The sequence below is a fragment of the Chitinophaga sp. 9-1-y genome (assembly GCF_059511905.2).
This window is the reverse complement of the sequence record NZ_CM197955.1, coordinates 6,168,232-6,186,422: the sequence shown is the minus strand read 5'-3', so window position 1 is coordinate 6,186,422 and position 18,191 is coordinate 6,168,232. Positions and strand designations below refer to the sequence as shown.

Sequence of the window (18,191 nt, the reverse complement as noted above, 5' to 3'; positions counted from 1 at the left end):
CATTCAGATGAAAGTGTTAAAATTTGGTGGAACCTCCGTGGGAAAACCAGAGCGTATGCAGTCGGTAGCACAACTGATCACAGCCGATAACGATCAGAAAATTGTGGTACTGTCTGCACTGTCAGGCACCACAAATGCGCTTGTAGAAATTAGTCAGTCACTGTCAGAAGGCAAGAAGGAACAGGCAAAGCAACAAATAGATAAGCTGGAAAGCCACTACCGCAGCTTTTGTGACGAACTGGTGAAGCAGGAAGCTGGCCGCGCCAATGCCAAAGCGATTGTTGATGAACACTTCGAATTTCTGAATATCATCCTGAAAATCTCTTTCAATGAAGCGCTGAATAAAGATATCCTGGCACAGGGCGAATTGTTATCTACCCGCTTGTTCAATGTATATCTCGAAGAATCCGGTATCCCGGCAGTATTGTTGCCTGCGCTGGATTTCATGAGTATCGATGAATACGAAGAGCCGGAAATCCCTAAGATAAAAATTAAACTGGCTAACCTGATCAGCCAGCATAAAGGGAAAAGCATATTTATTACCCAGGGATACATCTGCCGCAATGCACGCGGTGAAGTGGATAACCTGAAACGTGGTGGCAGCGACTATTCTGCTTCCCTGATTGGTGCCGCCATACAGGCCAGCGAAGTACAGATCTGGACAGACATCGACGGTATGCACAATAACGATCCACGGGTGGTGAATAAAACGTTCCCCATCGAGCAGCTTTCTTTTGATGAAGCAGCGGAACTGGCATACTTTGGCGCTAAAATCCTTCACCCGGCTTCTATCTGGCCGGCGCAACATTTCAACATCCCGGTGAAATTGCTGAATACCATGCAGCCGGCAGCTAAAGGCACCATCATTACGGAACAGCCGAATGGTAACGGTGTAAAGGCTATCGCTGCAAAAGATGGTATTATTGCTATTAAAATCAAATCCAGCCGCATGTTGCTGGCATATGGTTTCCTGCGCAAGATTTTTGAAATATTCGAGAAATACCGCACACCGATTGATATGATCACTACTTCTGAAGTAGCCGTGTCTGTTACGATCGATAACCAGCAATACCTCGATCAGATCCTGAAGGAACTGCAACCTTTTGGTACCGTAGAACTGGATTACCACCAGACTATTGTATCTATTGTAGGTAACGAGGTAGCTGCAACACCTTCTATTATCACCAAATTATTTGATGCTATTGAAGAAATTCCTTTGCGCATGATTTCCTATGGTGGTAGCCGACATAATATCTCTATCCTGATCAATGGTCAGTATAAAGAGAAAACATTGCAGGTATTGAACAAAGGTCTGTTTGGCCTGGAATAATGATCCAGACAAGATATAAAACAAAATGCCACGGAAATTTTCCGTGGCATTTTGTTTTATGATCACTCGTTTATTTCTTCAGTCGCTGATCAAACACAAATGGTTGTGTATTGGAGATGGTAATAGCGGCGGCATCCGGATGAAGTGGATTTATCAGGTAATTATTTTCATCTGCGATGATCACCGAAGGGATTCTCAATACGGCATATTTAGCGGTCTCAGCCCATTCATCGCCAATGCTTTGCAGTACCGAATCAGGGGCCAGTGATTGCCAGCCGGAAGGCAGGTCATGCTTGGTCAATACTTTAATGGCGATATTATCGGGAATATGAATAGTAGCAATGCAGAAGTCCTGGATAATATTTTTGAGCGGAACATGTACCAGTACTTCCAGGGCGGCTAATGCCCTGCTGCCGGCGGTGTACACAACAGAATGTCCGGGACTGTTCCAGCGTCCGCCGTATAAACGCGCACCCGTTCCACCCAGATCATTGATGTAAGCACACTTACTGATCCTGTATATTTCCATGTTAAAGGTTTCGTAGGTTAGTTTGGTTGGTTATGCGAAGATGCCATGTTCAATGCGCCCCAGCTCGTCCTGGATCAGCTGGAATCCGAAAGTGGTATCTAACAATGAAATAGGCGTTTGATAATTGAATGCCGGCAACGGTGTTCTCATCCATTCTTTGAAGTTTTCGAGTTGTCCGAATACTTCGGTACCGCGCTGGTAGAGCTGAGACAACAATATTGCCCGCTCAGACGTATCGGCAGAGAGTTTCGCATCGTCTGCATAACGTTGTAATGTTCTTTCAGAAACATGCACCACCTGCGCCAGTTCAGACAAAGAAAAAGAAAGCTGCCTGCTCAGGTTCAATAATGCCTGCTTGATAATTCCACTACGGGAAAGTTGTATAAAATCAAAATAGCCGCTACCGGCACTGAAAGCCGCTCCAGGTGCTTCTACAATGAGCAACGCATTTTCCTGCACGCGGTATCCTTTTACGTGTTTCATAATACCCGACATTTGTCGCAAAAATACAACAATTTGTCGGTTTTATGGTTTTTTATCTTCAAAATACCCAATCTTCCACATCTTGTTGATTTCCAGCGTCACTACATCATGCTCCCGGGCAACTTTTCCCTGTAAAACATAAAAACCGCCTTTTTGAAAAGGAAACTGCCGCAAACTATCAGGAAAATGAACGGTGTCTATAAAGGTACCTTCCCTGTCCAGGAAAGTACCAAAGCACATGGGTTCACCTTTGTTGCTGCGTAAAAACTTGGTGGTGACCAGGTAGCCCAACGTAGTTACCGGCAGTCCTACATATTTTCCGAACTCACGGGCAGGCATATACGCACTTTGCTGGTGTTGCAATACGTCGAAGGGCGATTGTAACGGGAATCCCAGTAAATCTATCTCGTCAAAAGCATCTTCATGCGCGTGATAGGCCAGGGTGGGCAATTCGCAGTCAACGGTGGCCGGGCCAAACAGCGGTAAACCGGGAGCCTGCGTCGTGCTTTTATTTTTTACAAGCAGGCTGCTTTTCCATAATAATTCTTTTTTGGTATGCCGGGTAAAATGGAAGCAGCCAATGCGAATCAATATCTCCAGTTGTTCCGGACCCGGTGCAATACGATTGGTGAAGTCTTCCAGGCCGGCAAATGGTCCATATATTTTCCGGTTCTCCAGTATCTTCTCCACAAGCAATTGTTCCAGCCCTTCTACGTGAATGAATCCTACATACACTTCCTGTGCTTTGATATTGGTATAGTAATCACTGTTATTAATACAGGGTGGATGCAGCTTCACACCTGTTTTCTGTAGTTCACGGAAATATAGTTCCCGGTTATAAAAGCCACCGAAGTTGTTGATAACCGCTACCATAAATTCCGCCGGGAAATAGGTTTTCAGGTAGAGGCTCTGGTAGCTTTCTACCGCGAAGCTGGCGGAATGGGCTTTAGAAAAAGAGAAATTGGCGAAGCTGGAAATTTGTCGCCATACTTCTTCGGCTATTTCACGGGAATGCCCTCTGGCGGCACTGTTATCAAAGAATCGATCTTTTATCTGCTCAAAATGTTTCGATTCCCTGTATTTCCCGCCCATGGCGCGGCGCAGCGTATCTGCATCCGCCAGTTCCAGTCCGGCAAACCGGTGCGCCACTTTGATCACATCTTCCTGGTATACCATAATACCGAAGGTTTCTTTCAATAGCTCTTCAATCACCGGATGCAGGTACGTTACTTTATCCGGGTGCCGGTATCGCTCTACATACGCTTTCATCATGCCGGATTGCGCTACCCCAGGGCGGATAATAGAGCTGGCAGCTACGAGCGACAGGTAATTATCGCAGCGCAACTTCAGCAACAGTTGCCGCATGGCAGGAGATTCGATATAAAAACAGCCAATGGTATTAACCGTAGCCAGGTTATTTTTTACGCGAGTATCTATCTGGAATGCTTTCACATTATGGATGTCGATATGTACATGCCGGTTTTCCCGGATAATGTCAATCGCATCGCGTATATGCCCCAGCCCCCGCTGGCTGAGGATATCAAATTTGTAGAGTCCTATTCTTTCCGCCTGCCACATATCCAGTTGGGCGGTCACAAAACCTTTCGGAGGCAGGTAGGTGGTACAATAATGATGGATGGGCTGATCACTGATTAATATGCCACCTGCATGAATGCTGAGGTGATTGGGGAAAGCAGGTTTTCTATCCATCAGATCGCAGTAGTAAGCGATTTTCCGATGGATATCTTCGTTGTCTAACTGCAACTGAAAGCCATTCTCCAGTATTTTATCAATCTCTTTTTTGGGAAGTCCGTATACCTTGCCCAGCTCCCTGATAATGGCATTGGTCTGAAACGTAGTGACGGTACCGAGTAGGGCAGTATAATCTTTTCCGTAGGTATCAAAAACGTATTGGATCACCTGGTCGCGGTCCCGCCAGGAAAAGTCAATATCAAAATCCGGAGGAGAACTACGGGAAGGATTCAGGAATCGTTCAAAATATAAATCCAGTTCTATAGGATCAACGTCTGTAATTTTTATGCAGTAGGCAATAATGGAATTGGCGCCACTGCCGCGGCCTACATAGAAAAATCCTTGTTCCTGTGCGTACCGCACAATATCCCAGGTAATCAGGAAGTAGGCTTCAAATTCCATTTGCGCCACAATGGTCAATTCTTTCTCAATCCGGAGCAGGGCTTCTTCGTGATCATCGCCATAGCGGTAATACATGCCTTCCAGGGCCAGCTCCCGTAGTTTGGCGCGATCACCTTCCACGCTTCCGGTGAAATGTTTTTTATTGCGGGCCATCTGGGGGGAGAGGTCCATTTCCACCTGGCAGGTGTCCATGATTTTCACCGTATTTTGTACAATATGTGGATAGTCTGAAAAGCATTCCACCAGTTGGGAAGGAGGTACTAATTGTTCTGCCGGATGGCTGGCCATGGCGGGTGTTAGCTGTGAAATCAGGATGTTTTGATCTATTGCGCGTAGCAGGCGGTGTAGTTCAAAATAAGTGTCATCCTGGAAAGTTACTGGTTGCAGTATCACCAGCTTATGCCGGATGGCGAGTGTATCTGTTCTGAATAATTTATTTCGTTCCCAGGGTTTTATACCGATCAGTTCATGTGCCGCTAATGAGGTGGCGTCGCGGGTTCCCCACGCATAAATAACGTAGGTATGAGGGATAACAGGCGCCTGATCGGGGAATGGAATTTCCTGTTGAAGATGTTTGGATAGTAATTGATGAATGCCGTGCCATCCTTCCTGGTTGCGTGCGAGCAACAGGTATTTAAAATCATTTCCGTTCCTGCATTCCAGTCCCAATATGGGTTTGATGTCATGTTGCCGGCAAAGTTCCACAAACTCCCAGGCGTCGGAAGTCATGTTGATATTAGTCAATGCCAGGGAACCGATACCCAGTTCATGTGCTTTTTTTACCAGCATTTCCGCCGGCATGGTGCCATAACGCAGGCTGAAAAATGTTTTGCAGTTTAAGTACATAGTTGAACGGGTTGCTTCATTGTTGTTTATTGTTTTTTCCGGAGATAGATACGCTATGATGCATTATGCTATGCATATCAACCATCATGACTTTTATCCGGCAATATTCTTTTCGGATATGCCGGTGATTTTTCCGGAGATGCGATGCGTTGTGAAGTGTTATGCTATGCACATCCGCTACCATAACCTTTATCCGTTCCTTTCGCATTATATTTTAAAATACGGCATGATATCTTTTTTAGGTGTCGGCTGCTTCTTTTTACCAGGTGGTATTACGTTTGTTCCTTTCATCAGGTATTCCCAGCCGAAGCGGTTTTTGATTTGATCAATTGCCTGGTAAAGCGCAATCATTTCCTGTTTGTCGTCGAATAAACTGATCTGGTAATTCCCCTGTACCAGGTGGCTGAAACGTACACCGATCAGGCGTACCAGCAGGCGACGATCATATAATTTTTTGAATAGTTCCTTTACATGTTGCAGTAGCACATGGTCTGCACAGCAGTAGGCAACCGACATTTGTTTGGTAACGGTTTCAAAGTCGGAGTAGCGTAGTTTCAGGGTAACGCAACCTGTCAGTTTATTTTGTTGTCTTAGTTCAAATGAAATTTTCTCTGTCATCCGTACTAATTCAGCGTGCAGAAATTCCATATCGATGGTATCTGCGGGGAAAGTACTTTCTGTAGAAATAGATTTTTGTTCATAAAAAGGCACTACCGGCGATTCATCGATACCATTGGCTTTTTTCCAGAGCGCTATCCCGGTTTTCCCCATCCATGCTTCCAGCAGGGAGATGGGCACTTCACTCAGTGTTTTCACGGTTTCTACGCCACGGCGCCTTAGCAGGGCACCGGTTTCACGGCCTACCATTGGAATCTTTTCCACCGCCAGCGGTGCCAGAAAACTTTTTTCATCACCAAACAGTATTTCCAGTTGACCGTTAGGTTTCGCTTCATCAGTCGCTACTTTGGACACCAGTTTGTTGGACGCCAGTCCGAATGAAATCGGAAGCCCTGATTCTTTCATAATCATTTTCCGTAGTGCCGTCGTCCATTTCAGGGATCCGAAGAATTTGTCCATGCCGGAAAGGTCGAGGTAGAATTCATCGATAGATGATTTCTCATACAGGGGGGCTTTCTCTGCAATGATGTCGGTAATTTCCCTGGATTTGGCGCTATACAGTTCCATGTCCCCACTGCGTACAATCGCGTGCGGGCAAAGGCGCAGGGCCGTTTTCATGGGCATGGCAGAATGAATACCATATCGCCGGGCTTCATAACTACAGGCTGCTACTACAGCCCGGTCGCTGCTGCCGCCCACCAGCAGCGGTTGTCCGGATAACCGGCTGTCCCGTTGGCACTCTACTGAAACAAAAAAGCAGTCCAGGTCAAAATGCGCAATGGTCCGTTGTTGTAACGTAATCATAAAACATTGGTTTATGGGATAAACAAGGACGGAATCCCGGAAATAATAAAAGCGATACGGATGGCGGACCGGGCAAAGGGTGAGGATAGTAAAGCAGCAGGCCTGCCAGCCGGAATCACTTCTATCTGATTAATCTGGGACTGCTAAATTACTAATTATTTTAGTAATACTAATTAATTTAGCAAAATTTAATACAATTTCTCTACCATTCAATTTTCGTAACTTTAATAAACATTACTGGCATCCGATATGTAGTAGGTAAGAGAATGGAAATGAAGGAAAAAGGGACATATGTGAGTGGTTTAACCTTTAAACTGATCTCCGAATGAAACAGCCGGATTTTACCAAAGAGTTGCTGATTCTTGCGTTGCTGCTGGTACCCATGGCCTACCTTGCCATTGTCTGGAATTCAATACCTGCAGTACTTTCTACTAGCGCAAATGCCATAGATACGGCAGAGGTGAGCACCAGGCGCGATTTCCTGTTACTGATGATCTTCCTTTTTTTTACGAACGCGCTGATCTATTTCCTGTTCCGCTACATTCCGGCGGCGGGAGAGAAGCAAATCACGCCATCGGCTATAGAGCTGGAACATAAAGAATATTATCGCATCCGTTTCCTTATACATGCTTATCAGGCAATTTTTACCTGTGTGATTATCTTCTTGGTCAGCCAGGGGAAATCGTTTGTGATGGAGCGTTGGGCGTTTATCGGTGTGGGGCTGCTGATTACCGGAATTGGTTTTTACCTGCGCAAGCTGAAGCCCAATAATTATGTAGGGGTGCGAACGCCGTGGACATTGCAAAGCGCTACGGTATGGACGGAAACGCACTTAATGGCGAGTAATCTGTGGGTGAGTGCCGGTGTGGTGATTATTGTGGCGGGATTTTTCCTGTCGCTGATCACCGGGGTGTTTATTATTTTCTTTGCAGCTATTGTGCTGGCGGCTTTGCCATATATTTATTCCTTCAGGTTATATAACAAAGACAAAGGATAACCAGTGGTCAATCTATATCACCTAAAAAGAAATGGCGTCCCCGGTAAGGACGCCATTTTCAGTAAATAGCTGTAGTGAATAGTTCTTAGAACCATCCTTTGCCCAGCGCCGCGCGGAAAGGCCATGGAATCAGCGCCAGTATCAGTACCAGTGCCAGGCCAAAGAAGATCAGCCCCAGTTTATGTTTTTGCGCGTCAGAAGCGGCTTTCTTTATTTTAGATTTACCAATGTGTACCAATGCAATTGCAATGATAGCCATGGTTTCGTGTTCTACGGTGAAAAACCTTAACCCTGGATCTTTCATGGCAGCACCCATATTTGACATGCCAGCCTGAGACAGCGGACTTACAAAGAAGAGAATCAGTCCTACTAACAATTGCAGGTCACAGAATATCATAAAGAAAAGCCCTGCTTTGCTGTCTGCTGCAGTAAATGGCGTTTTGCCTGTTACGCCCTTTAGAGAACGGATAACGGCCCAGATCCCAGCGAGTAATAACGCCCATCTTAAGAAGGAGTGTATATGATTTAACATATCGAGTTGGATTTTACCGGGCAAAAATAAGCGAAGCGGCCCGAATATATTTGGTAAATCATAAAAATATTTGCTAATTTTGTTAGCAAGGTACTAAATTATTTAGGTTATGTCCGTAGTATGTCAGAATTTGAAATATCTGCGTAAGCAAAAAGCCTGGACGCAGCAAGAGTTTGCCGATAAACTCGGTATTAAGCGTTCCCTGCTGGGTGCATATGAGGAAGAGCGTGCAGAGCCCCGTACAGAAATCCTGGAACAGGTAAGTGATATGTTCCGGGTCTCCATCGATGATCTGCTTCGTCGTGATTTGGGTTCCCAGAAAGACAGTTTCCTGGAAAAGCGTCGTCAGCAAAAGCTGGGCAGTGCCCGGCAAGCAATACAGTTTGTGCCGGTAAAAGCGGCGGCCGGTTACCTGGCCGGGTATAATGACGATGAATTTATTGAGGAACTGAATACGTTTACTTTACCTATGTTGGGCGCCGGTGATTACCGCGCTTTTGAAATAACCGGGGATTCCATGTTGCCGGTTACTTCTGGTTCTATCATTGTTTGCCATAAGGTAGACGGCTGGGACGAAATTAAGAACAATGAAACCTATGTGGTCGTTACCTCCCGGGAAGGCATTGTATTTAAAAGGATCCAGAAAAACAACCGTTCCAAATCTAAAATTACCCTGGTGTCTGATAACCAGCAGTTTGAGCCATATGGGGTGGAAATGGAAGAAGTACTGGAGTTATGGCAATCTGATGTGGTGATAAGCAAAGCCGGCCAACAAAGCCGTATGAGTGTGAACCACCTGGCCGATATGGTGACCAGTCTCCAGGACCAGGTAAGTTTGCTGAAAAAGAAGCTGAAAGATTAAGGAAAGCTAAAAGCATAAAGGCGAAAGCATAAAGCTATTATAGCGTATGACCGTAGCGGATTTTTGTCTTTGTACAGGATTAAACTGATTATACTGATTTTGTTTTTGGGGATTAAAAGAGATGCTGAGAGACAGCAATAGAAGCTGATTTACTCGCTTCAATCTATTATCATCTTTTAAAACCTTAAAGAATATAATCAGTATAATCAGTTTAATCCTGTACAAAGACAAAAATCCGCTACGGTCATACGCTATAATAGCTTTTTGCTTTATGCCTTCCGCTTTTCGCTCAAATTCACGATTCTTTCTTAAATTCGGGGTATCTCAGAAGAAGTTAAAATAGCCATAGTATGAGGTTCCATGTCTCTTTTGCCGAGTCTTTAAGACAATTACAGAAAAGCGACGATGATTTCGCAGTATTGTTTGAACACGGTTCCATGCGGGGGATTATTTTTGGCCCGGAGGAAATTGATGGGCAGGAACCACATATCCAGGATGAAATTTACCTGGTAATGAAAGGGAGTGGGGAATTTGAGCTGGAAGATAAAGTGGTGCAGGTAGGGGTAGGGGATTTCCTGTTTGTGCCGGCCGGAGCCACCCACCGGTTCCGGAATTTCACGGCAGACCTGCTGCTATGGGTCATATTTTATGGGCCGGAGGGAGGGGAAACAGAATAATTTGATTGTCTTTTGTTTTTTTATAAATGTTGTGTTATCTTTGCGATCCTAAAAATAAGAGGCAAAAATTATGTTGATCATTGATTCTAAAGATTGCGAAAACATAGACAAGGCGCTTAAAAAATACAAAAAGAAGTTTGAAAAAGCTCGCATATTACTGCAGCTGAGAACGCGCCAGTCTTTTACTAAACCATCTGTTAAACGTCGTAACCAGGTGTTAAAAGCCGTTTACAAGCAACAGTTGGCTACCGGTAAATTTGAAGATTAATATTGCTTTTGGCAATAAGCTGAACGCAACTCAAAATATTTGATGATTGTAAGGTTATTTAATAACTTTACAGTCATCAATCTTTTTGTGTTGAACGAACCATTATACTCCTTAGTAGAGCGCTTTATAGCCTATATCCAGCTCGAAAAACGATACTCAGCGCATACCTGCACTGCCTATCGCAATGATCTTTTCCAATTTATCGATTACATTACGGCCACCTATAACAGTACTCCTGTGGAGGATCTCAGCCATGTAATGATCCGTAGCTGGCTGGCGAAACTCATGGAAGATGCCATGACTGCCAAAAGCGTTAACCGGAAAATTTCCACCCTTAAATCCTTCTTTAAATATTGTTTGCGTCAGGGCCTGTTGAAACAGTCGCCGATGACCAAGGTAATTGCACCCAAAATAAGCCGTCGTTTGCCGGGTTATATTGAGGAGAAGGGAATGCGTGCCATAGAAGATAATATCAGCCCTGTTTCCCTGACTTCCACGCAGATTTTTGCCAATGATTTCGAAGGCACTACCCACCGGCTTATTTTTGATATCTTTTATCAGACAGGTATCCGCTTGTCTGAATTAATTGCTTTACAGGAGTTTAAGATAGATAAAGGCAACCTTTCTATTAAAGTAATGGGAAAGGGAGGCAAGGAACGGATTATCCCCATTAGCCAGGGTTTGTTGGAACAGGTAGGTCACTACATGCAGCAAAAGCGCAGTTACCTGGAAGAGTTTGAAGGTGGTGTACTGTTGGTGCACCCACATAGCGGTCAGCGACTTTATCCCAAATACGTGTACCTGACAGTGCGGAAATATCTCACAGAACATCAAATTACTACTTTAAAGAAGAGAAGTCCACATATTCTCCGCCATACGTTTGCCACGCATCTGGCAAATAATGGAGCAGATCTGAATGCCATAAAAGAACTGTTGGGACACTCCAGTCTCGCTGCCACACAGGTTTATACGCATAATACAATTGAGCAGTTAAAGAAGGTGTATCGGCAGGCACACCCGAAAGCGTAGTAATTATTTTGGGCTTTTAACAAAATATTACGCAGCTATTCCGCATTGCATTGCAAAAGTGACTATATTAGTAATGAAGTTCATTAATACTAAATGAGAATGCCTATGACCGTCCTTTACTAACTAGAACCTAGATTGTTAAATATTTAAAAAATTAGTGCTATGAACGTACAAATTCAAACTGTGCATTTTGATGCGGATTCTAAGTTGATTGATCATGTGAACAAGAAACTCCAGAAATTAACCACGTTTTACGATCGTATTATCAGCGTGGATGTCTTCTTAAAAGTTGATAATTTAGCCCACCAGATCAAAGATAAAATAGCTGAGATCAGAGTCCGAATACCCCGCCAGGACTTGTTTGTCAAGCACGAGTCTAAGTCTTTCGAAGAGTCCTTCGACCTTGCCTTCGAATCCCTTGTAGAGCAGGTGAAAAGAAAGAAGGAAAAGAAATTTCAATAATTTTCTGAAATAATTTTGGAAATATTAATCTCTTTGCTACCTTTGCCATCCCGATTCAAAAAGAGGGTCGGTAAAGGTAGCAAAGTTCTTTATGGTAGGGCGTTTTCAGGGAAGCAGATAAATTTTTAAATATTTGTAACAAACTGAAAAAAAGATTTTGAGAATTGAAAAATTCGTTTAATTTTGCGCTCTCTTTCAACGAGTTACTTTATTTGAGAGAAGAATGTTTTTTGAAATTTAAGATGCCAGCATAGCTCAGTTGGCCAGAGCTACTGATTTGTAATCAGTGGGTCGGGGGTTCGAATCCCTCTGCTGGCTCATCGATTTTTATTTGGTTAGTACATAACCGGATGACAAAATCCAAAGGTGTTAGGGCAGGTTCCAGAGCGGCCAAATGGGGCGGACTGTAAATCCGCTGACTACGTCTTCATAGGTTCGAATCCTATCCTGCCCACCAATACAGCGTGTTCCGCTTTTGCCCGTGCAGAGGCGGAACATAGTTGTTGAGAGGAAGGTGATCATTTCAGAAGAAGTGGACCAGATTACCCTAAACCTGTGATACAACAGCTCTTAGTTCTTTTTTTTTATTCTATAATTCTATAAGTGGAAAGTTGCAGTGTTGTTTGCCGGAAACTTAGTGAATTTAAAATGCGGGAGTAGCTCAGTTGGTAGAGCGACAGCCTTCCAAGCTGTAGGTCGCGGGTTCGAACCTCGTCTCCCGCTCGTATTTTACACACCTTGCGTGTGATGCAATTTTTTCAAGCTGTTGTAGCTCAGGGGTAGAGCACTTCCTTGGTAAGGAAGAGGTCGAGAGTTCAATTCTCTTCAACAGCTCAATGAATTTTAGAAGAATAGTTGTAGTGAGATTTCTGTCGCCTCAACAAACTCCATAAAATTCGAATTTCGGAATTCGAATTTGTAAATTCCGCACTCCGAAATTAAAACTTAGCGTTGTAGCTCAATGGAAGAGCAACCCATTTTTATTTAGGGAAGGCCATGAGTTCAATTCTCATCAACGGTACAAGTTTGTAAAACCGTTTTTTTAAAACAACAATCAATACAATCTTTACAAACCATCTAAAAAGAAAATACAATGGCAAAAGAAACCTTCAAGCGGGATAAACCCCACGTAAACATTGGTACCATCGGCCACGTGGATCATGGTAAAACTACTTTGACTGCTGCCATTACCACAATTTTGGCAAATAAAGGTCTGGCAGAGAAGAGAGGATATGATGAGATCGATGCTGCTCCTGAAGAAAAAGAAAGAGGTATTACTATCAATACAGCTCACGTTGAGTATCAGACAACTGCTCGTCACTATGCTCACGTTGACTGTCCTGGTCACGCTGACTATGTGAAGAACATGATCACCGGTGCTGCTCAAATGGACGGTGCTATCCTCGTGGTGGCAGCTACAGATGGTCCTATGCCGCAAACAAGAGAGCACATCCTGCTGGCTCGCCAGGTAGGTGTACCTCGTATCGTAGTATTCATGAACAAAGTTGATCTGGTAGACGATCCAGAACTGCTGGAACTGGTAGAAATCGAAATTCGTGATCTGCTGTCTTCTAACGGTTTTGACGGTGACAACGCTCCAGTTATCCAAGGTTCTGCAACCGGCGCTCTCGCTGGCGACGAAAAATGGGTAGGTGCTATCGACCAACTGATGGAAGCTGTTGATACTTACATCCCACTGCCTCCACGTCCGGTTGATCAACCGTTCCTGATGTCAGTTGAAGATGTATTCTCTATCACCGGTCGTGGTACTGTTGCTACAGGTCGTATCGAGCGCGGTCGCATCAAAGTTGGTGAGAACGTTGAAATCGTAGGTCTGCAGGAAGAACCACTGAAATCTACTTGTACTGGTGTTGAGATGTTCAAAAAACTCCTCGACGAAGGTGAAGCAGGTGATAACGCTGGTCTGTTGCTCCGCGGTATTGAGAAAACTCAAATCCGTCGTGGTATGGTTATCTGCCAGCCAGGTACTATCAAACCTCACTCTGAATTCAAATGCGAAGTATACGTACTGAGCAAAGAAGAAGGTGGCCGTCACACTCCGTTCTTCAACAAATACCGTCCTCAGTTCTACTTCCGTACTACTGACGTAACCGGTGAAGTTGAATTACCAGCAGGTGTTGAAATGGTTATGCCTGGTGATAACGTTAGCCTGACAGTTAAACTGATCCAGCCTATCGCTATGGACAAAGGTCTGAAATTCGCTATCCGTGAGGGTGGTCGTACAGTAGGTGCTGGTCAGGTTACTGAAATCCTGAAATAAGCATCCAATAATATTAAAAGCCATTAGCTTTGGCGATTAAATGTCAGAAAATTTATATAGATTTGCTGACTGCTGAAAGCTGACTGCTAATGGCTTTACACACGGGTATGGTGCAACGGTAGCATACGGGTCTCCAAAACCTTTGATCTGGGTTCGAATCCTAGTACCCGTGCAAGGTTTAAGAAAATATAACTAAATGGTTGAATTGTTGTTATTACAAAATAAGACAAGTCAACCATTTTTTAGGCTTTAAACAATTGACCATAAATAGTTAACTTTATAGAATGAATAAGATCAGAAATTATTTCCGCGAGTCTTATCATGAATTGGTTTACAAGGTGTCCTGGCCTACCTGGCAAGAGCTCCAGTCATCTACCATGATTGTCCTGATAGCAACAATATTTGTTACTGCGCTGGTATGGGGTATGGATGCCGCTTCCAATTTTGTGTTAACTCACTATTACGAAATTTTCAAAGCTAAATAAATGGATGCAGCCAATCTTCCTGCTCAGGAAACAAAGTGGTATGTACTCCGCGTTGTTAGTGGCAAGGAAAAAAAAGTGAAGGAATACCTGGATATCGAAGTACGTCGCTCCGACTGGGGTAACGTGATCAGCCAGATTTTCCTGCCGGTAGAAAAAGTGTATAAAGTGCAGGCTGGTAAAAAAGTAATGCGCGAAAAAAACTTCTATCCCGGATATGTGATGATCGAAGCTGTAGATGGTAAAATGACTGACGAAGTAATACAAGCTATACGTAACGTATCTGGCGTTATTCACTTCCTCGGAAAAGAAAAACCAATCGCACTCCGTAAAGCAGAGGTAAACAAAATGTTAGGTAAAGTGGATGAACTGAGCGATCAGGGATTAACCATGAGCGAACCTTTCATCGTAGGTGAAACCATTAAAATTATTGATGGTCCATTCAACGACTTTAACGGTGTGATTGAAGAAGTAATCGAAGACAAGAAGAAACTGAAAGTAACGGTGAAGATCTTCGGTCGTGCTACTCCAGTAGAACTGAACTTTATGCAGGTGGAAAAACTCGCATAAATTATTATACAACTACTTTATTGAAAAGCGTTCTGGACAACCGGAGCGCTTTTCTCATTTACCTATATTACGATGAATATCAAATCCCTCACCATTGGTGTCATCTGCTTTTCCCTGACAGGAAGCCTGACAGCCCAGACTGCAGCAAAAAAGCCCGTTCAACCCACTGTAGCCAACACCGTTACTTTTGAACCCATACCGGATTCAGTTACTGCCACCTCCGCTGCTATGGCTGCGTATCTGAAAGCTAACCGTAATAGCCAGGCCGCAATGCTGAAATCGCTCTATGGCTGGATAGGTAGTAACATCACCTATGATATGGTGAATACCTTCAAACCAGATTACTACGCAGACACCGCTGATGCCATCAATAAAACCCTGAAAACCCGCATGGCCATTTGCCATGGATATGCCAGCCTGTTTATGGACGTTTGCCGCCGCGCTGGGATTCCTGCCTGGTTGGTTTCCGGGTATCCCATCACCGCAGGTAAGCCCGATAATGCAAGTCATACCTGGACGGCCGTGTTTACGGACAATAAATGGCTACTGGTTGACCCTACCTGGGGATCCGGCTATGCCAACAACAATAAATTTGTACGGCACTTAAATTGGGAGCACTTCCTGGTATCACCCGCCGCATTTATTAAAACGCATGCGCCATTTGATCCCTTGTTCCAATTCCAGGATCACCCCTTAAGACATGATGAAATCCGGGATGGAAAGTGGACAGCAGGCAGCAGCCGGCCTGTATTCAATTACCAGGATACATTAACCGCCTATACGAACCTGTCAGAAAAGGGCCGTGCACAAAATGCCGCTCACCGCATTGCACAATATGGCATCAGCAATCAGTTAATATCTGTTGAATTAACGAACCTGCGCAATATCATTGCTGCAGTGGAACATAATGAACAGGTAGATGTGCAGAACAAGCAGATCAGCAAAATCAATAAAGCCAGCAGCCTGTATAATGAGGTATCGAACACCTTTAACCAATACGTGGTGTTTAAAAATAACCAGTATACACCTGCCAAACCGGATAAAGAAATCCGGGAATGGGTAGATGGAATGGCTGCCCAGCTGGATGATATCGACAAATTATTGCAGACGGTGACGGCTACAGAACCCTCTCATATCAGTAACGTGGAAGAGATAAAAAAAGCCATAGCCGGATTAAGACAACGGGTTACAGAAGAACAGGCTTTTGTTACCAAATATATGAAGACGGGAAAGTTATTCCGGAAAGGCCTGTTTTATAAAGTGGGTTGGAGATAGGGGGGAGAAAAGCCCGTTATTTTTATAATTTTAGCGCATCATCCGGACCTTGCCCGGACCATTGAATATCGATCCCTATATTTTATTGTTATATGAAATCAGTTATTTCTTTTTTCCTGGCATTGGTGTGTATATCTGCCAGTGCGCAAAGCGGTAAATCTGTTAAGTCAGTTAAACCAATCATCAGCACGGTTATTCCGCAGATACCAGAAGCAGCTACCGCTTCACCTGCTGCCATGGCTAAATGGCTACAGGCACATACCAGCAGCAGTACAGCGCTGCAGCAGGCATTATTCACCTGGGTAGCCAATAACATTACCTATGATGTAGCCAATATGAATCATCCCAATAGTTACCGGGATTCGGCTGCTGCCATACAACGGACTTTACGCACCCGTAAGGGATTGTGTACAGATTATGCCGTATTATATGCGCAGGTGTGCCGGGAAGCGGGCATTAATGCTATTGTGGTGACAGGTTACGGCTTACAGAATGATATAATGATTCCTACTGGTTCACATGATTGGGTGCTGATCAAAAATGGCTCCCAATGGACTATTACAGATCCAACCTGGGGAGCAGGCGGTGTGGATAACGGGCGGTTTATCCAGAAGATCAACTGGACCTGGTTCCAGGCATTGCCGCAGCTGGCGGTAAAAACGCATATGCCTTATGATCCGATGTGGCAGATGTTGTCTTTCCCGTTGCGCCATGATGAACTGAACAGCCAGGGTTTTGCAGCAGCCACCAGGCGGCCGGTTTTTGCATACGGTGATTCGCTGAATGCCTGGTTTAAGCAATCCCGTTTGGAGCGGTTGCAACATGCCGCAGCGAGGATACGGCAATTTGGGGGGGCAAGCAATCCGTTTATTATGTCGGAGCTGGACTGGATGGATCAAACCATTAAGGTATTGGCCTCCAACCAGGAAATTGAGGCGCGGAACCGGCGGGTGGACCAGTTTAACGAGGTGAACCGTGATTATACAGAGGTAGTGAAGCTATATAATGAATATGTAGCGTTTAAGAATAACCAGTTCATACCAGAAGTGAAAGACGAGGCATTAAAGAAGATGATTGATGGCATAGCCGGCAGGCTGGCTGCTGCGGAAAAGTCACTTTCGGGGCTTTATATCCAGGATGATACGATTAAACATAATATGGATGAGTTGTTGCAGGCGATTACGGAAATGAAGGGAAAAGTGGGGAATGAGCAGGTTTTTGTTGGTAAGTACATAAAAACGGAGAAGGGAAAACGCAGGGAATTGTTTTATGTACAAGTGGCAGAGAAATCGTAACTTTGCCAGCTTCGAATGATAATGAAATTTTTCGGGTAATGCAATAGATTTGTAAAAAAAATCCTTTCTGAAGCAAAAAGGATGCCCAATTTCAATTACTTTTTGACAATTTCATAATAATATATACCTTTGCATCCCCTTTAAAAGGTTATTTTAGTTCCTTTTAGTTTTGGGAGTCTATTGTTTTGCAGTAGGCGTTTAACCAAATTAAATTAAAAAACATGGCAAAAGAGATCGCAACGTACGTGAAATTGCAGGTTAAAGGCGGCCAGGCCAACCCTGCACCTCCAATTGGTCCCGCTTTGGGTTCCAAAGGTGTGAACATCATGGAGTTCTGCAAACAGTTCAATGCCCGTACCCAGGATAAAATGGGTAAAGTATTGCCTGTGTTGCTGACTGTTTACACTGACAAATCTTTCGACTTCGTAATTAAAACTCCTCCGGCACCTGTACAATTGCTGGAAGCTGCTAAATTACAGAGTGGTTCTAAAGAACCTAACCGTAACAAGGTGGGTAAAGTTTCCTGGGCTCAGGTAGAAGCTATCGCACAAGACAAGATGGCTGATCTGAACTGCTTCACGCTGAACAGCGCTATGAAAATGGTTGCTGGTACTGCACGTAGCATGGGTATTACTGTTGATGGTAAAGCTCCTTGGGAAAACTAATTGTTTCACCCTGTTAAGGCAGGATCTTAAAA

General features: G+C 44.2%; 18 protein-coding genes and 6 tRNA genes. 19 read left to right on the top strand and 5 right to left on the bottom strand.

The window, feature by feature from the left end; genetic code table 11:
* The first annotated feature begins 7 nt into the window (after positions 1-7).
* Complete coding sequence (locus tag AC5ZC7_RS24420; protein ID WP_496158426.1) at positions 8-1,330, top strand: aspartate kinase; 1,323 nt, start codon at positions 8-10, stop codon at positions 1,328-1,330.
* A gap of 70 nt (positions 1,331-1,400) precedes the next feature.
* On the opposite strand, the gene AC5ZC7_RS24415 is transcribed toward AC5ZC7_RS24420, so the two are convergent.
* The 4 genes from AC5ZC7_RS24415 to dinB all read right to left on the bottom strand — a co-directional run bounded on the left by AC5ZC7_RS24415 (position 1,401) and on the right by dinB (position 6,764).
* On the bottom strand, positions 1,401-1,859 hold the full coding sequence (locus AC5ZC7_RS24415) for a type II RES/Xre toxin-antitoxin system toxin (protein ID WP_496158427.1): 459 nt from the start codon (positions 1,857-1,859) through the stop codon (positions 1,401-1,403).
* A 30-nt stretch (positions 1,860-1,889) separates the two neighbouring features.
* Complete coding sequence (locus AC5ZC7_RS24410) at positions 1,890-2,342, bottom strand: Xre family toxin-antitoxin system antitoxin (protein WP_477075703.1); 453 nt, start codon at positions 2,340-2,342, stop codon at positions 1,890-1,892.
* Between the two features lie 42 nt (positions 2,343-2,384).
* Entirely contained in the window at positions 2,385-5,342 is a 2,958-nt protein-coding gene (locus AC5ZC7_RS24405; protein WP_496158428.1) for a DNA polymerase III subunit alpha, read from the bottom strand.
* Between the two features lie 207 nt (positions 5,343-5,549).
* Entirely contained in the window at positions 5,550-6,764 is a 1,215-nt protein-coding gene (dinB, locus tag AC5ZC7_RS24400) for a DNA polymerase IV (RefSeq protein WP_496158429.1), read from the bottom strand.
* Between the two features lie 325 nt (positions 6,765-7,089).
* Here dinB and AC5ZC7_RS24395 point away from each other — a divergent pair, with 325 nt between their 5' ends.
* Positions 7,090-7,761, top strand: a complete 672-nt coding sequence (locus AC5ZC7_RS24395; RefSeq protein WP_496158430.1) for an SdpI family protein — start codon at positions 7,090-7,092, stop codon at positions 7,759-7,761.
* Positions 7,762-7,846: 85 nt separating this feature from the next.
* Here AC5ZC7_RS24395 and AC5ZC7_RS24390 read toward each other — a convergent pair whose 3' ends face one another.
* Positions 7,847-8,293: a hypothetical protein gene (locus tag AC5ZC7_RS24390; protein WP_496158431.1), complete on the bottom strand. Its 447-nt coding sequence runs from the start codon at positions 8,291-8,293 to the stop codon at positions 7,847-7,849.
* 109 nt (positions 8,294-8,402) lie between these two features.
* On the opposite strand from AC5ZC7_RS24390, the gene AC5ZC7_RS24385 reads away from it, so the two are divergent.
* From AC5ZC7_RS24385 to rplK, 17 genes are all read left to right on the top strand, one after another.
* Positions 8,403-9,155, top strand: coding sequence for a helix-turn-helix domain-containing protein (locus tag AC5ZC7_RS24385; RefSeq protein ID WP_496158432.1), 753 nt, complete (start codon positions 8,403-8,405; stop codon positions 9,153-9,155).
* A gap of 350 nt (positions 9,156-9,505) precedes the next feature.
* Complete coding sequence (locus AC5ZC7_RS24380; protein ID WP_496158433.1) at positions 9,506-9,832, top strand: cupin domain-containing protein; 327 nt, start codon at positions 9,506-9,508, stop codon at positions 9,830-9,832.
* Positions 9,833-9,902: 70 nt separating this feature from the next.
* Positions 9,903-10,100 (top strand): 30S ribosomal protein S21, encoded by a 198-nt coding sequence (gene rpsU / locus AC5ZC7_RS24375; protein WP_079470678.1) that lies wholly within the window; start codon positions 9,903-9,905, stop codon positions 10,098-10,100.
* Positions 10,101-10,142: 42 nt separating this feature from the next.
* Entirely contained in the window at positions 10,143-11,129 is a 987-nt protein-coding gene (locus AC5ZC7_RS24370) for a tyrosine-type recombinase/integrase (RefSeq protein ID WP_496158434.1), read from the top strand.
* A gap of 162 nt (positions 11,130-11,291) precedes the next feature.
* Positions 11,292-11,591 (top strand): HPF/RaiA family ribosome-associated protein, encoded by a 300-nt coding sequence (locus tag AC5ZC7_RS24365; protein ID WP_291917423.1) that lies wholly within the window; start codon positions 11,292-11,294, stop codon positions 11,589-11,591.
* A 244-nt stretch (positions 11,592-11,835) separates the two neighbouring features.
* Positions 11,836-11,909, top strand: a tRNA-Thr gene (locus AC5ZC7_RS24360).
* Between the two features lie 54 nt (positions 11,910-11,963).
* A tRNA-Tyr gene (locus AC5ZC7_RS24355) sits at positions 11,964-12,048 on the top strand.
* A 193-nt stretch (positions 12,049-12,241) separates the two neighbouring features.
* Positions 12,242-12,314, top strand: a tRNA-Gly gene (locus tag AC5ZC7_RS24350).
* 39 nt (positions 12,315-12,353) lie between these two features.
* Positions 12,354-12,425 (top strand) — tRNA-Thr (locus AC5ZC7_RS24345).
* A gap of 113 nt (positions 12,426-12,538) precedes the next feature.
* Positions 12,539-12,612: transfer RNA gene (locus AC5ZC7_RS24340), tRNA-Lys, on the top strand.
* A 72-nt stretch (positions 12,613-12,684) separates the two neighbouring features.
* Complete coding sequence (tuf, locus tag AC5ZC7_RS24335) at positions 12,685-13,872, top strand: elongation factor Tu (protein ID WP_477075696.1); 1,188 nt, start codon at positions 12,685-12,687, stop codon at positions 13,870-13,872.
* A 101-nt stretch (positions 13,873-13,973) separates the two neighbouring features.
* Positions 13,974-14,044 (top strand) — tRNA-Trp (locus AC5ZC7_RS24330).
* 112 nt (positions 14,045-14,156) lie between these two features.
* Positions 14,157-14,357, top strand: a complete 201-nt coding sequence (secE, locus tag AC5ZC7_RS24325) for a preprotein translocase subunit SecE (protein WP_106527941.1) — start codon at positions 14,157-14,159, stop codon at positions 14,355-14,357.
* Positions 14,358-14,924: a transcription termination/antitermination protein NusG gene (gene nusG, locus AC5ZC7_RS24320; protein ID WP_145672408.1), complete on the top strand. Its 567-nt coding sequence runs from the start codon at positions 14,358-14,360 to the stop codon at positions 14,922-14,924.
* Between the two features lie 72 nt (positions 14,925-14,996).
* A complete protein-coding gene (locus tag AC5ZC7_RS24315; RefSeq protein ID WP_496158435.1) occupies positions 14,997-16,199 on the top strand; it encodes a transglutaminase domain-containing protein in 1,203 nt (400 codons plus the stop codon).
* A 92-nt stretch (positions 16,200-16,291) separates the two neighbouring features.
* Complete coding sequence (locus AC5ZC7_RS24310; RefSeq protein ID WP_496158436.1) at positions 16,292-17,494, top strand: transglutaminase domain-containing protein; 1,203 nt, start codon at positions 16,292-16,294, stop codon at positions 17,492-17,494.
* Positions 17,495-17,715: 221 nt separating this feature from the next.
* Positions 17,716-18,159 carry a 50S ribosomal protein L11 gene (gene rplK, locus AC5ZC7_RS24305; RefSeq protein WP_079470671.1) on the top strand — a complete coding sequence of 148 codons (444 nt, stop codon included), beginning with the start codon at positions 17,716-17,718 and terminating at the stop codon, positions 18,157-18,159.
* The last annotated feature ends 32 nt before the right edge of the window (positions 18,160-18,191 follow it).

Coding starts and splice junctions, on each gene's coding strand:
- AC5ZC7_RS24410 (WP_477075703.1), bottom strand. CDS start 2,342: ATGAAACACGTAAAAGGATACCGCGTGCAGGAAAATGCGTTGCTCATT.
- AC5ZC7_RS24390 (WP_496158431.1), bottom strand. CDS start 8,293: ATGTTAAATCATATACACTCCTTCTTAAGATGGGCGTTATTACTCGCT.
- AC5ZC7_RS24310 (WP_496158436.1), top strand. CDS start 16,292: ATGAAATCAGTTATTTCTTTTTTCCTGGCATTGGTGTGTATATCTGCC.
- AC5ZC7_RS24315 (WP_496158435.1), top strand. CDS start 14,997: ATGAATATCAAATCCCTCACCATTGGTGTCATCTGCTTTTCCCTGACA.
- AC5ZC7_RS24380 (WP_496158433.1), top strand. CDS start 9,506: ATGAGGTTCCATGTCTCTTTTGCCGAGTCTTTAAGACAATTACAGAAA.
- dinB (WP_496158429.1), bottom strand. CDS start 6,764: ATGATTACGTTACAACAACGGACCATTGCGCATTTTGACCTGGACTGC.
- AC5ZC7_RS24365 (WP_291917423.1), top strand. CDS start 11,292: ATGAACGTACAAATTCAAACTGTGCATTTTGATGCGGATTCTAAGTTG.
- secE (WP_106527941.1), top strand. CDS start 14,157: ATGAATAAGATCAGAAATTATTTCCGCGAGTCTTATCATGAATTGGTT.
- rpsU (WP_079470678.1), top strand. CDS start 9,903: ATGTTGATCATTGATTCTAAAGATTGCGAAAACATAGACAAGGCGCTT.
- AC5ZC7_RS24405 (WP_496158428.1), bottom strand. CDS start 5,342: ATGTACTTAAACTGCAAAACATTTTTCAGCCTGCGTTATGGCACCATG.
- tuf (WP_477075696.1), top strand. CDS start 12,685: ATGGCAAAAGAAACCTTCAAGCGGGATAAACCCCACGTAAACATTGGT.
- AC5ZC7_RS24395 (WP_496158430.1), top strand. CDS start 7,090: ATGAAACAGCCGGATTTTACCAAAGAGTTGCTGATTCTTGCGTTGCTG.
- AC5ZC7_RS24420 (WP_496158426.1), top strand. CDS start 8: ATGAAAGTGTTAAAATTTGGTGGAACCTCCGTGGGAAAACCAGAGCGT.
- nusG (WP_145672408.1), top strand. CDS start 14,358: ATGGATGCAGCCAATCTTCCTGCTCAGGAAACAAAGTGGTATGTACTC.
- AC5ZC7_RS24385 (WP_496158432.1), top strand. CDS start 8,403: ATGTCCGTAGTATGTCAGAATTTGAAATATCTGCGTAAGCAAAAAGCC.
- rplK (WP_079470671.1), top strand. CDS start 17,716: ATGGCAAAAGAGATCGCAACGTACGTGAAATTGCAGGTTAAAGGCGGC.
- AC5ZC7_RS24415 (WP_496158427.1), bottom strand. CDS start 1,859: ATGGAAATATACAGGATCAGTAAGTGTGCTTACATCAATGATCTGGGT.
- AC5ZC7_RS24370 (WP_496158434.1), top strand. CDS start 10,143: ATGATTGTAAGGTTATTTAATAACTTTACAGTCATCAATCTTTTTGTG.